This is a genomic window from Streptococcus sp. 2018110 (assembly GCF_019754115.1).
Lineage (GTDB): Bacteria > Bacillota > Bacilli > Lactobacillales > Streptococcaceae > Streptococcus > Streptococcus hashimotonensis.
Map to the genome: position 1 here is coordinate 66,601 of NZ_JAIJZO010000002.1, position 13,698 is coordinate 80,298.

Here is a 13,698-nt window from a genome sequence, read left to right on the forward strand (position 1 = left end):
TGAAGAACTAATAGTGCAATTTATAATAACGGTGAAATAATTCGCAGTAGGGCTCCTCCCAAACGCTTATACCAAGAGTACGTTTTATGGAAGGTTAGAAGGTTAATTTGCTGTGATTTTTTGAAGGAATGAGTAAAGTCATCCTTAATAGCTGCCAAAACTGCTGAGTGATTGTAAATATAGAGACCGCACTCAAAATTAAGATAAAAAGAGCGAAAATCCATATTCACCGTACCAACAGTAGCTTTCTTATCATCAACCAAAACAACTTTGGAATGGACAAACCCAGGCTGGAATTCAAAGATTTCAATTCCTGCTTCCAAGTAAGTCGGAAAATCAGTACGAGCAGCCAAATAGGCTGATTTTTTATCATAGATATGCGGGAGCAGAATGCGAACCTCGACTCCACGCTTCGCAGCATAAGTCAAATTATCAATCATTTCATCATCCAACACTAAGTAGGGTGTCATGATATAAATATAATCCGTTGCCGACTGAATCATGTCTAGGCAGACTCGTTTGGCTACCTCATCTCCATCAAATGGATTCTCGCCATACGGAAGGAAGAAACCTTCAGCATCAATGGTTTCCGTCTCTAAATCTTTATGCGTTTTGAGGTATTGTAGATCATCTGTCTCTGTCTTTTCATTGTAATTCCACATTTGAAGGAACATCAACGTAAAGTTTGCAACAGCTTCTCCCCTAATCATAATCGCTGCGTCTTTCCAGTAACCAAAACGCACTTTCTTGTTGATGTATTCATCTGCGATATTAATGCCACCAGTAAAGGCAACCTTTCCATCAACAATCGCAATTTTTCTATGGTCACGGTTATTTTGCACCGTAGATAAGGCTGGGATAATTTGAGAAAATACTTTGGCTTTTATCCCATATTTTCTCAAGGTTTTATAGTAATTATAGGGAAGATTGGTCAGTGAATTCATCCCATCATACATAAAACGAACTTCCACCCCCTGCGCTGCCTTTTCCTTCAAAATGTCAAGGATGGAATCCCACATATATCCCATATCGACAATAAAGTACTCCATGAAAATATACTGCTCTGCCTTTTTCAATTCTTCTAGTAGAGCTTCAAATTTTTCCTGACCTGTCGAAAAATAGACGGCATCCGTATTGGTATGAATTGGGTAGCCAACGTACTCACTCATGAAGTGAGCTAATTTCAGTTGCTCCTTATCTTCCCGCTCTAATGCCTTCATGACCTTTTCAGACGTCTTACTATACTCCCTAAGTCTTTGTGCTTGCTTATGAAAATTTTTACGATAGCGTTTGGTTTCGATGTTGGACTGCAAAATAAAATAGAATAGAGCACCAAAAATCGGAATACCAATGACAAAAACAATCCAGGTTAACTTAAAACTGGTATTCATCGGTCTATTGATGATTGAAATAGCTACAAAAATCGAAAAAATTTGCAAAACAATCAATAAAGCAGGCATATAGGTAGCTGCCGAACCTACCAACCATAGAATAAGGAAAATGGTTAGAACAATCAAACTAATGACGATAAAGGTCCGACTGTATATAATTTTCCAAAGTTTTTCCATACATCTCTCCCTTATTTTTTTACCATTATAACAGATTTTAGTTCATTATCCTACTCAAAATAAATAGTTTTTATGATCCGATATTTCTGAATATTTTAAATATATAAACATATTCAATTTATATTGTAAAGACATATATTTTTTGATAAGATAGGCATGAAATAACCCGTTTTAATTTACTACCCCGTACACATTATCAAAAGGAGGAAGTTCGCATGAAACTTTCATATAAGAAAAGGCTGTTGAATCAAGTCCTGCTTGCCTCAACAGTTCTTTTAGCTGCATCCCTCACTCAGGGAACGGTCTTCGCAAATACAGAGGAGATGCCAACTACTGCTAGTGAAACGGTGACTCCACTGCCTGAAGAGACTCCTATCATGGAAACTAGCACAAGCGAAGCTACAGATAATCTTGTAGAAGGGAAGGAGACAGAAAAACAAACTGAAGAAATAGCAGATACCTCTCCTACACCTGTTTCCACAGAAGAAGATACAACATCTTCCGAGCCCAATGCCGAGGAAACTACGCTCAAATCAGCTAATAATGATAGTCAGGATCCTACAGAAGAAAAATCTGCCGTACCGACTATTGATACAATTACACTTGAAACAAAAACTGTCTATCTATCGGAAGCAGTCACTATCACAGAATCCGTCACTCTTCCAGGTACGACTGAAAAAATAGAATGGACATTGGATGGAAAGCCTATCTCCGAATGGAAAACATGGAATTTGAAAGAGGGAGATTTCACAGGCGATACATTTATCACAGTAGAAGAAAGCAGACAGGATAACCAACTTCATTTGAATATCCAGCTCGCAGCTCTCTTTGGAGAAGATTTGAGTAAGCGGACACCGAGTAATATTCGCCGTACCTATCGACATTTTATAAAAGATATGCTGTTGGAAGGTACTAGCACCGATGGGAACCTGACCATTTCAAAAACTCTTCATTTCCGTCCTTATGAAGCCTACCGTACACATGAGGAAATGTTGACAGAGATTGAGGAAACTAAAGATAATGCTGCGACCGACCGCCTAGTAAGGATTGAGTCAATTGGTCAATCAGCTGAAGGTAGAGATATTAAAATGGCTATTGTGGCTAAAGATCAAGCAAGTATTGATAAATATCTTACTGAAACAACGCCACTCATGCTGACCCAACCCGACCAGATGCTGAAAGAGTTGCAAGCTGGAACCTTCGACTATAAATTACCTATTCTCATCAACAACACTCATGCTGATGAACAACCCGGCATAGATGTGGTAACTAGCCTATTCAAAGAATTTGCACAAAAAGATACCATTACCTTCCCATCTACAGATGCCGATGGAAATCCTGTTACTCTGCATTTAAAAGTGACAGATTTGTTAGATAAATTTATCTTCTTGTTCAATTTCACAGAAAATCCTGATGGCGATGTTAAAAACTTGCGTTCACTAGTAAATGGTTTGGACCCTAACCGCGATACTGGTTTCCAAGTGAATCCAGAAACACAAGCCATCGTTCGTCAAATCCACAAATGGAATCCAATATCTGTTTTAGATATTCATGGTTTTGTATCTGGATTTCTCATCGAGCCTGCCACTCCGCCACATGACCCAAACTTTGAATATGATTTACTAGCCGATATTATGCTGGAAAAAGCTCACGAAATGGGCCGAGCAGGTATTGCAAATTCTAAATATGAACGCTACACCATCCCTAAAGTCCACTGGGGAGATGGTTGGGACGATTCCTTCTCAGGCTATACAGCGGTGTATGCAATGTACCACGGTATTCTTGGACACACGATCGAAATTCCAGAAGGAAACCAAGAATCATTCAAGGCTGGATTCTTTGCTGTTTTGGGCGGTGTTCACAATATGGCAACCAAGCCAGACAGTCTCATGGAAATGCGTCTCAAATACTATTCTCGCGGCGTCAATAAGATAGAGGATCCAAAAGCAGAGTCTGAATTAGTCGGACCAGACGGAGCTGTTGTCGGACGTGTCAAAAAAGACCAGCCAAAATTCTTCCCAGACTACTATGTGATTCCTATGACGCTCGATAAACACAACGATATGCAAGAAGCCTTTAAGATGATTGAATATTTCAATCGTAATGGGGTTGTTGTCAAGGAATTAACTGAAGATGTTGGAAACTTCCGCAAGGGCGACCTAGTTGTCGATATGGCTCAAGCCAAACGAGGATTCGCTAACCATGTCCTCTACGCTGGTTCTGATGAATCTGCTTGGGGAGCCATGTATGCTGAATTGGTGGTCAACTTCCCAGATATGAAAGGCTTTAGCGCCAAGGCTGTATTTGAAGAAAACGCCTTTAGCGGCAAATTAGGTAACATCACATGGACAAAAGCTCCACGTACTACGGAAATTGATTTCAAAGCGCCTTACTATATCGTCGCAAACACATCTGAAAGCGCCGTTCAGGCCATTAATCAAGCCATCAAATCAGGCGCTAAGGTCTACCTTACAGACGATGGCTACATCATGGAAACTAACCAATTTAGCCACTTACTGGACACCTATGCTCTATACGGCGAGCCTCTCTATAAGAAGCCTCTTGGACAAGAATTGAAAGCAATGAAGGTGTATGCTCCTTCTCACTCTTATAGTTGGGCAGGTGACTTTGCCATTCTTGCAAATGCTGCACTTGCGGTAGAACGAATGGGCTTTGAAATTGTCAATAGCCCAGATGAGGCTGATGCTATCATTCTCGAATCAGATCAATTCGATGCCGGTGTATTTGGTAAGAAACCAATTATCATCGTAGGTGGTGTCGCCATGCAAAAACTGGAGGAATTAGGAATCTTAGCAGGTTTCAATGCGGAACAATTTACAGATGGTGGTGACTATGAAGGTCTCATGCGGGCTATTATTGATGATAAAGATCCTTTAACTAGTGGCTACGCCATGAATGGCCTTTTCTACTCCAACTCCGGTAATTGGATTGAAGGCATCCCTGAAGGATTTAAAACACTTGTTAAAATTGCTGACAAAGATTATTATATCGCAGGGTGGTGGGCTGGTCATGACAAATTAGCCAATAAAATTGTCGCCATCGCTGGAAATTATCAAGACCAACCTGTCTTTATCTATGCAGGTAATCCAACAAACAAGGTCCACCCTGTTCACTTCTTCCGTTGGGTGTCCAACGCCCTATTTGGTAGCCAATTAGCAACCTTAGAAGATTTACCAGCTGTAGAAATTCTTGTACCACAACCTGAAATGCCAAAAAATATTCTGGATGAGGCGCCAAAAACTACTACAGTAGTACATACCACCAAGTCTACCGATACAAAACAACTACCTCAAACAGGTGAAAAAACAAACTATATCGCTATCGCATTAGGTAGCCTACTTCTAGGCAGTATCGCCTTACGTAGAAAAAAACGTAGCTAGTATACACGAAAACGCCGAGTTTTATTTCGGCGTTTTTCTATGCTTATTTTAAATTAAATACTGTACTGGCCAAGTAGTCTGCTATTCTTGGAAAGAGAGTATAGAGTTTATGAGCAGCTGCTAGTGACCGAGGCAGATTGATGTCCCGTTTCTTCGTCCCCATAGCTGAAACAATCTTCTTGGCAACATAGTCTGGCTGGAGTAAGAAAGCCTTGACGCTCTCGTGATAGCTTCCGTCTGGATCTGCTTGGTCGAAAAAGCTGGTTGCAATAGGTCCTGGGTTAACAGTTGTAACCGTCACACCATACTGGGCTAATTCCAAGCGAATGGTATTGGAAAACCCCATAGCCGCAAACTTGGTCGCAGAATAAACAGATGACTTGCTTGAAGCTATTAAACCTGACATGGAAATGATATTGATGATCTGCCCGCTCCGTCTTGCCTTCATACGCTTGCCCACCAAACGACATAGAGTCATCAGAGCAAAAGTATTGATGTCAAACATAGCCTGCACCTGTTGGCTGGAAAAATTCTCAAAATCATCGTAAATGGCATAGCCAGCATTATTGACTAAAATATCAATCTGACCAAACTGACTATCCAGTTCATCGAAAAATGCCGTCAGAGCTATTTCATCTCGGATGTCTACATCAAAGACAGCCTTTTTTTCATGGTAAGCATAGAGCTGCTCAATTTTTTCGACATCACGACCTAGTAAAATCAAAAAATCATCCTTCAGCAATGGCACCATTTCCTGTACCAAGCCACCAGAAGCACCTGTGATTAGAATAGTTCTCATAGCTCAATTTCCTCTAAATCCTTGACAATATGAACCTGCTCGAAAATAGTACTTGCATCTTTCCGTAATTGACTAATATCCTTTGATAAAAATCGTGGACTGATATGATTGAGTAAGAGTTGCTTGACACCAGCATCCTTGGCAACCTGAGCAGCTTCCATATTGGTCGAATGCCCGTGCTTGCGAGCAATCTTCTCATCGCCTTTTCCGTAAGTCGCCTCATGTACCAGCACATCAGCATTAACCGCTAGACGCACACTGGCATGACACTTGCGCGTATCACCAAGAATGGTCACTACCTTACCAGGCCGAGGAGGAGAAATATAGTCGCTGGCAATGATTTCCCTGCCGTCCTCCAAAGTCACATTTTGACCATTTTTTATTTTTCCAAAAAGGGGGCCAAATGGTACACCTGCCGCGCGCAGAGCCTCTGCATCCAATGTCCCTTCCAAATCTTTCTGGATGACACGATAGCCGACACAAGGAATGGTATGGTCCAGTTTTTCAGCGAATACTGTGAATTTGTCCGTTTCCAGAACCTGACCTACCGTATCAACATCAAACTCATGAAAATGAATGCGATATGGTAGGCGTGTCCCTGAAACTTTCAAACTTGCCAAGACAAAGGAACGGATGCCAACAGGACCGTAAATATCAATATCAGTCTGCTCCTCACTTGACTGGAAAGAACGGCTAGACAAAAAACCTGGCAGTCCAAAAATATGGTCTCCGTGCAGGTGAGTGATAAAGATTTTTGCGACCTTACGTGGACGAATAGTCGTTTCCAAAATTTGATTTTGAGTTCCTTCGCCACAGTCAAATAACCAAACCTGATTGATTTCATCCAAGAGTTTCAAGGCCAAACTGGATACATTTCGAGCCTTGGAGGGCTGACCAGCCCCCGTACCTAAAAATTGAATTTGCATTGTTTACTTTCTAATGTTTTATATATAAAATTGCAGAGCGACCCGACCAGACATAGTAATACTGACCAGAAAAACCTTCCGCTGCTTCCAGCACTTCTTCCTGATTAAAGCCTGAAATCTTGACCAAACCTTCTGTCGTCTCCACTTTGGTCAAAAGGTAGTCTGTTTCAACTTCCTTTAATTCGGCGTCCTTAAAGGGATTGGCTTTCATGAAAATCTTGCCCTCCTCCACAAAGACAACATAGTGGGGAAAGACTTGGGCAATTTCAAAGAGCAAGCTATCCGTCACTTCCTCTACTACTTCCGAAAAAACCTGAGCCAGACCGTCAGCCGACACATAGGCAAATCCGAAAGACTTACCAGATAAATTCAGGCGGACAAAGGGCTTATCTTCTTCAAAGCTGGGCTCTTTTGGAAAAAGGCAGAGCTGCTGAGATAGGGTCAGATAGTAATCCGTCGCCTCTTCTGCTCCTTGTTTCTGGTAGATTTCCGCAAAATAAGCGTTGATAACTGAAGGCGGTGGCGTGATAAAATCTAGTTTTTGTTGGTCAGTCAAATCAGCTAATTTCTTAGCCAGATAGACCTTGTCCAGGCTGGTAAAGCCACCGTATTTGATTGCCAAATCAAGATAATCCATCATAAAATTCTTCCAACTTCCATTTATTGCTGGAAGCGATATAGCCTGATACCACTTCCACATCCTCTTCGTAGGTCCGATTTTCAATCAGTGCCAGAGTTGCCAAATCGTGCAACTTGTAAGCTTCAGCTAGTGGGACCCTGACCTCAAATCGTTCAAACATGATCTTAATCTTGGCCAAGACCATCATCTGTATATGGCCTTTGGCATTTTCATCCTTAGCGGACAGCATGACATGAGGAAACTGACTGGGGGTAAAGCTGTCGTCCGTCTTGTCCAGCTTGTTGTAGAGGGCCAGACGTGGAATGTCCAGCATATCCAAGTCTTTCAAAATATCCAAGACCACCTGCTCCTGCTCACTGTGATTGGGGTCAGAAGCGTCGATGACATGGAGCAAGAGGTCCACATTCATAGACTCCTCCAAGGTGGACTTGAAGGCAGAAATCAACTCGGTCGGCAGGTCCTGAATAAAACCAACCGTATCGGTCAAGGTCACGTTGAACTTGTCTGCCAAGTTAATCTGCTTGGTCGTGGCATCAAGTGTCGCAAAGAGTTCGTCCGCCTCGTACTGTCGCTTATCCGTCATGGCATTCATGATGGTGGACTTACCAGCATTGGTATATCCAATCAAGCCAATCTTGAAAACACCTGATTGCAGGCGGCGTTCGCGGACAGTTGCTCGGTTTTTCTCTACCGTTTTGAGTTGGCGTTCAATATCATGTATCTGGTTGCGAATGCTTCGACGGTTGAGCTCCAACTGGCTTTCACCTGGTCCACGAGAGCCGATACCACCCGCCTGACGGCTGAGCATGATACCTTGTCCAACCAAGCGTGGCAACATGTACTTGAGCTGGGCCAAGTGGACCTGCAGTTTTCCCTCGTGGCTCCGTGCTCGCATGGCAAAAATATCTAAAATCAACTGCATGCGGTCGATGACCTTAACCCCCAGAATCTCCTCCAAATTGACATTTTGACGGGGCGTCAGTCGGTTATTGACAATGACGGTATCAATCTCATCAGCTTCGACCATCTGGGCAATTTCTTCTAGTTTCCCTGAGCCGACAAAGGTCTTGCTGTCGTATTTTTCACGTTTTTGAGTGTAGACTCCCTTGACCAGAGCGCCAGCCGTCTTAGCAAGACTTGCCAACTCCTCCATGGACATGTCAAAGTTGTCTGTCTGCTGTAATTCCACTCCGACCAGGAGGGCACGTTCTTGTTCTTTCTGTGTTTCAATCATTTAAAAATTCCTCCACGGCGGTGAAAATCTGCGACTTGTAATCTGGCTCTCCTACTGAATAAAAGGGAACCTGCATGCGATTTCTAAACCAAGTCAATTGGCGTTTGGCGAAGCGGCGGCTATTTTGCTTGACCTTATCAACTGCTTCTTCTAGGCTGATTTGACCTGCTAAGTATGGGAAAAACTCCTTGTAGCCAATTCCCATAGCAGCTTGGGCTTCTGGGTGTTCTTGGTAGAGCCAGCTAACTTCATCTAGTAAGCCCGCCGCCATCATCTTATCCACTCGCTGATTAATGCGGTCGTAAAGAACCTGTCTGTCATCCGTCAGGCAGATGTAAAGAGGCTCATATTCTGACTCTGTATTTTCTAAGTTCTTGCCAAATTTTTTCAATTCTAACCCACGAATGATTCTCCGTCGGCTGTTTCCCTCGACCATCAAACCTGCCTGCTCTGCCATTGCTTCCAAAACCTCGTCAGACAAGCAGTCGAGTTCCGCTCGATAAGCCAGAACTTGCTCCTGATCAACCTGCCCGCCCAGATGGTAGCCTTCAAGCAAGCTCTGAATGTAAAGTCCAGTTCCTCCAACGATAATGGGCAACTTTCCACGACTAGTAATGTCAGCAATTAAGGCCTTGGCTTCTGCTACAAATTCATAAGCCGAATAGCCCTCGGTCACATCTCTGACATCAATCAAGTGATGGACCGCAGCAGCCTGCTCTTCAGGACTAGCTTTTGCCGTACCAATATCTAGTTTGCGATAGACTTGCTGGCTATCTCCGCTGATAATTTCTCCATTGTAGCGCTGGGCCAATTCAATGCCTAAAGCAGTTTTTCCTACCGCAGTTGGTCCAATGACCACAATAACTTTAGTTTTCATCTTTTTCCTTGAAAATATTTTGTTTTTTCGCTAAAATCTATTATAACACAAGTAAAGGAGAAATAACTATGGCTAAAGGTTTTGGTAAAGGTTTCTTGACAGGTGTTCTTTCTACAGTTGCTCTTGCAGCAGGCGCAGTCTTCACTGTTCACAAAACAATCATTGAACCAGAAGAAAAGAAAGAAGCCTTCATTGAGGAAAATCGTAAAAAAGCTGCTCGTAAACGTGTAGCACATTAAAAAGCTGGCAGGAGTCCAGCTTTTTTGTTTGACAAAAAATCCCTTAGAAGCTCTGCCATTTTCACAGAAAAATGCCAGCCTTCTTAAGGGATTATACTTTATAAGATAATATCTTCTTTTTCGATCAGAACAATAGTCCACATCATAGCAAGTGTGACGATAGCCAGAGCAAGAATCAATGGCATCCAGTTTCCGAAGATTGGATAGCTATAACCGAGAAGGCCTGGTCCAAATGCTGCAATGAGATAGCCACCTGTCTGCACCATTCCTGATAGCTGAGCAGTAGCTTGGCTGTTGCTTGTTTTCAAAGTAAAGCTCAACATCATATAAGGAAAGAGGGCTGCATTTGAAAAACTTAAAATAATGTGAAGTGCTGACCAAAGAATGAGATTGGTCGGAATCAATGCCATCATAGCCAAGCCAAGCAAGGTGACAGAGGAAATAGCCAGCATGATATTTCGACGCATTTCTTTTGTCTGACGGGAAAGAATAGCTGGGATAATCATTGACATGGGAATAGCTGTCATATTAAAGAAACCAGCCATTAGACCTGCTTCTGCCTTACTAAAGCCAACTGATTGAGAAATGGTTGGCAACCAGGTAATCTCTGTATAGTAGAGGACTGATTGTAGCCCACCAAATATCAAAAAGGCAATCGCTGCTTTATTTTTCCAGATAGATGATTTCTGTTTTCCTTGGTTCTCACTTGCAAATCGATGGTTATTTTTTACATTAGGCAACCAGATTAGGAAAGCCAGAAGCACCAATCCTGTAATTAACAGAATAAAAAATTCCCAAGAACTAGAGGATACAATTGGAACAGCAATCATGGATGCAACTGTTGCCGCCACCCCCATGAGAGTGATATAAATCGTCGTATACAGACCAATTTTCTTTGGAAAATTAGCCGCAACCAAACTTGGTAGCAAAACATTAATAAATGCTATTGTAGCACCAACAAGCATTGTACCAATGTAAAGGGCTGGTAAGTTGAGAACTCGCATCCCTGAACCAAGCACCATAACCAGTAAGATTAGGGCCATTAGTTTTTCCATGCCAAACTTAGCCGCAAGACGCGGTGCTAAGGATGAACAGAGAGCAAACATGATGAGCGGAATAGAGGTTAAAATTCCTAATGAACTCACTTCTACTCCCAGTCCTGCTGCAACATCTGTCAAAATAGCAGGTAAAGCTGTAAAGGGGGCACGCATCACGACCCCTAGCATGACGATTCCTGCAATTATAAAGGGTGATTGTTTTTTCATTTTTCTCCTAAGTCTCCTAATGTTCGGATTTCAGCACTTTCGATTATACCATAGTTGACAAATGATAGAAAGTTATTTCCGTCTTTTTTTCTAGTTATAGTTTTTAACTATGGATTTGCCATGAAAATAACTATTTTTCAAATGATAGCTCATGAGTTAGAATAGGTTCATCACTAAAACGAAAGAAAGAGAGAGATACATATATGACAACTTCAAGATTCCAATTAGTCGGTTCACTTCTTCGACCAGCAAACTTAGGAGAATTTAAACGTAAAATTGAGCATCGTGACAATATCCAATACCCATTCTACGACGCCTTTGATGGCTATCAAGAAACTGAAGCTGCAACTATCGAGGCGATTGTAGCTGAACAAAAAGCAAATGGTATTGATATTGTAACAGACGGTGAGTTTTCAAAATCAATGTGGCATCTTGACTTTGTCTGGGGCTTCGATGGTATCGAGCGTTACATTGCTGAGCATGGTTATCCTTTTAAAGACCATGATGGACAAATTTTTGAAACACGTAAGGATATTGGATTACGTATCACAGGTCCTCTTTCAGCAAAAAATCACCATTTCATTGACATTTATAAAAAAGTTAAAGAACTAGCTGGTGAAACTGATACAAAGTTAACTGTATGGGGACCTGCCCATGCCTTTACCGAGCTTGTTCTCTTCAATGGTCAAGTCGGTCCAGACCAAGTTTATAAAACACGTGAGGATTTGAAAGAAGGTTTATTGGCTGCCTATAGAGAATTTTTAGACCAGTACAAGGAAGCTGGTGGACAAATCGTTCAATTCGATGACTGCCTTTGGGAATTATTCGACCCTGCTAACCCTGTACCTTTCTTGCCACAAGACGATTCTGAAGCATTGGCTGCTTTGGCTGACGAGTTTGTTGCTATCAATAATGCTGTTATTGATTACGGGCATGAAATTGGCTTGACCGTCTGGACGCACAACTGCCGTGGTAACTATGAAAGCCGCTCAGCAGCTGGCGGAACTTACGAAGCCATTGCTGAAAAATTCCTGCGTGACCAAAAATACGATCGATTCTTCCTTGAGTGGGATGATGAACGTGCAGGTGATTTAAAAGCTTTGGAAAGCTTGCGTGATAAGAATGTCGAAGTCGTTCTTGGTCTACTTTCAAGTAAAACTTCTGATTTGGATGATGAAGAACGTGTGTACAAATTACTCGAAGAAGCAAGCAAGATTATTCCAAAAGAGCGTCTCTACTTGTCACATCAATGTGGATTCGCTTCATGTGATTCAGGTAATGAATTGGCCATCCCGCAACAGTGGGCAAAAATTAAACAAGGCCAAGAAATTGCAGAGAAGTTTTGGTCTTAAGCCACTTCTTGTTATTCGTGCATAAAAGCCCCGCCATTTGGCAGGGCTTTTATTTGTTTGTTAATCAATCCTAATATAGCAAAGGTGCCAACAGTAAAATCACAAGTAAGGCTAACAAATGCCCAACTGTCACTAGGATAAACGAATACTTGAGTCCACGTTTCATACTTAATTTCGAAAGATTGTGGAAGGTAATCATCACACCAGACTGAGGCACAACTGTCAAGATAGCTGATGCAACAACTACTACACGATGCAGCAACTCTGGATTAATCCCCATTTCCAAATAGGCAGGGAGGAAATTACTTGAAGCAATACCTACCGCACCAGAAGATGAACCGATAATACCACTAACCAATGCTGTCGAAACAGATAAACTGATCAGCGGTGATCCTGGTATTTGTTGAATCCATTCTTGAATGACTGCAAAACCTGCTGACAAGGTTAACACCGTCCCAAATGCTACGGTACTAGAAGTTGCAAAAGCAGGCACTATAGATGCCGTTGTCGCAGCATTCAAAATTTCTTTTTGATTTGGCAGATATGGATAAAAAATCAAGGCTGATAGAAGGATAGAAACCAACAAGCCAATTGCTAGGACATTCGGAGTTTTACTCATTAGGAAAATCGTCCCAATAAGACTGAATAGAGGCAAGACTGATAAAAATAGATTTGGTGTCTTATCAGCTACCACTACTGCAGCTTCATCCTCTTCTTCCATATACGTCTCTCCATTTGCTAGACTTTTCTTGAGGCAGTAGGCCATGTAGAGCAAGCCAAATATTAATAGCGTCAAGCTGGCTGCCAAACTGATAACGGGTGCCGCGGTCAAGCTAGTTCCCAAAACTTTTGTCGGAATGACATTCTGGATGGAAGGTGCCCCAGGAAGAGTTGTCATCGTATAGGTACCTGCTCCCAAAAAGACAGGAATCGGAAAAAGTGCCCAGTTGATATTCAACTCTTTAAAGAGGGGGCGTGAAAGGGGAAGCAAGGTAAAAATGACTACAAAAATACTCACACCACCATAGGTCAGAATGGAAGCAATCAAAGTGATCGCTAACAAGCCCTTATAGGGACTATCTTTTCCCATTACTTTCAAAATGCTATTGGCAATTGTCTGCGTAGCTCCACTTGCCTCCATATAACGTGCCAAGATAGACCCCAGCATAAAGATGGCAAAATTATTAATCAAAAAACCTGCTAAGCCCGCCATATAAGACTGCTCTTTGCCCAACATAACTTCCAAAACATTCATCTGATTGGTCAGAATGATGATTAAACTAGCTAGTGGTGCAGCAACGATGACATGTAAATTTTTTGATGTCCAATAAATAATGGCTACAATAGCCAATAAAACCCCTAAAGTTGCTAAAATTGTCATAAAACTCCTTTATCTA

The 13,698-nt window shown here is 41.9% G+C and carries 11 protein-coding genes; 3 read left to right on the forward strand and 8 right to left on the reverse strand.

The window, feature by feature from the left end; genetic code table 11:
- Positions 1-20: 20 nt before the first annotated feature.
- Positions 21-1,568, reverse strand: coding sequence for a cardiolipin synthase (gene cls / locus K5Q34_RS02335; protein WP_172114635.1), 1,548 nt, complete (start codon positions 1,566-1,568; stop codon positions 21-23).
- 215 nt (positions 1,569-1,783) lie between these two features.
- Between cls and K5Q34_RS02340 the strand changes: the two genes are divergently transcribed.
- Positions 1,784-4,969: a M14 family zinc carboxypeptidase gene (locus K5Q34_RS02340; protein ID WP_221864438.1), complete on the forward strand. Its 3,186-nt coding sequence runs from the start codon at positions 1,784-1,786 to the stop codon at positions 4,967-4,969.
- Between the two features lie 43 nt (positions 4,970-5,012).
- On the opposite strand, the gene K5Q34_RS02345 is transcribed toward K5Q34_RS02340, so the two are convergent.
- The 5 genes from K5Q34_RS02345 to miaA are packed head-to-tail and all read right to left on the reverse strand — an operon-like array spanning position 5,013 to position 9,445.
- Positions 5,013-5,768: an SDR family oxidoreductase gene (locus tag K5Q34_RS02345; RefSeq protein WP_172114631.1), complete on the reverse strand. Its 756-nt coding sequence runs from the start codon at positions 5,766-5,768 to the stop codon at positions 5,013-5,015.
- A complete protein-coding gene (rnz, locus tag K5Q34_RS02350) occupies positions 5,765-6,694 on the reverse strand; it encodes a ribonuclease Z (protein ID WP_044693944.1) in 930 nt (309 codons plus the stop codon). The genes K5Q34_RS02345 and rnz overlap by 4 nt, the downstream gene beginning before the upstream one ends.
- 10 nt (positions 6,695-6,704) lie before the next feature.
- On the reverse strand, positions 6,705-7,334 hold the full coding sequence (locus tag K5Q34_RS02355; RefSeq protein WP_221864439.1) for a cystathionine beta-lyase: 630 nt from the start codon (positions 7,332-7,334) through the stop codon (positions 6,705-6,707).
- A complete protein-coding gene (gene hflX / locus K5Q34_RS02360) occupies positions 7,318-8,568 on the reverse strand; it encodes a GTPase HflX (protein WP_221864440.1) in 1,251 nt (416 codons plus the stop codon). The genes K5Q34_RS02355 and hflX overlap by 17 nt, the downstream gene beginning before the upstream one ends.
- Positions 8,561-9,445: a tRNA (adenosine(37)-N6)-dimethylallyltransferase MiaA gene (miaA, locus tag K5Q34_RS02365; RefSeq protein WP_208546663.1), complete on the reverse strand. Its 885-nt coding sequence runs from the start codon at positions 9,443-9,445 to the stop codon at positions 8,561-8,563. The genes hflX and miaA overlap by 8 nt, the downstream gene beginning before the upstream one ends.
- A 68-nt stretch (positions 9,446-9,513) precedes the next feature.
- Here miaA and K5Q34_RS02370 point away from each other — a divergent pair, with 68 nt between their 5' ends.
- Positions 9,514-9,684 carry a DUF3042 family protein gene (locus tag K5Q34_RS02370; RefSeq protein WP_012775205.1) on the forward strand — a complete coding sequence of 57 codons (171 nt, stop codon included), beginning with the start codon at positions 9,514-9,516 and terminating at the stop codon, positions 9,682-9,684.
- A 98-nt stretch (positions 9,685-9,782) separates the two neighbouring features.
- On the opposite strand, the gene K5Q34_RS02375 is transcribed toward K5Q34_RS02370, so the two are convergent.
- Complete coding sequence (locus K5Q34_RS02375) at positions 9,783-10,949, reverse strand: MFS transporter (RefSeq protein WP_208546662.1); 1,167 nt, start codon at positions 10,947-10,949, stop codon at positions 9,783-9,785.
- Positions 10,950-11,152: 203 nt separating this feature from the next.
- On the opposite strand from K5Q34_RS02375, the gene K5Q34_RS02380 reads away from it, so the two are divergent.
- A complete protein-coding gene (locus tag K5Q34_RS02380) occupies positions 11,153-12,301 on the forward strand; it encodes a cobalamin-independent methionine synthase II family protein (protein WP_044763959.1) in 1,149 nt (382 codons plus the stop codon).
- 70 nt (positions 12,302-12,371) lie between these two features.
- Here K5Q34_RS02380 and K5Q34_RS02385 read toward each other — a convergent pair whose 3' ends face one another.
- On the reverse strand, positions 12,372-13,682 hold the full coding sequence (locus K5Q34_RS02385) for a GntP family permease (protein ID WP_205028404.1): 1,311 nt from the start codon (positions 13,680-13,682) through the stop codon (positions 12,372-12,374).
- Between the last annotated feature and the right edge of the window lie 16 nt (positions 13,683-13,698).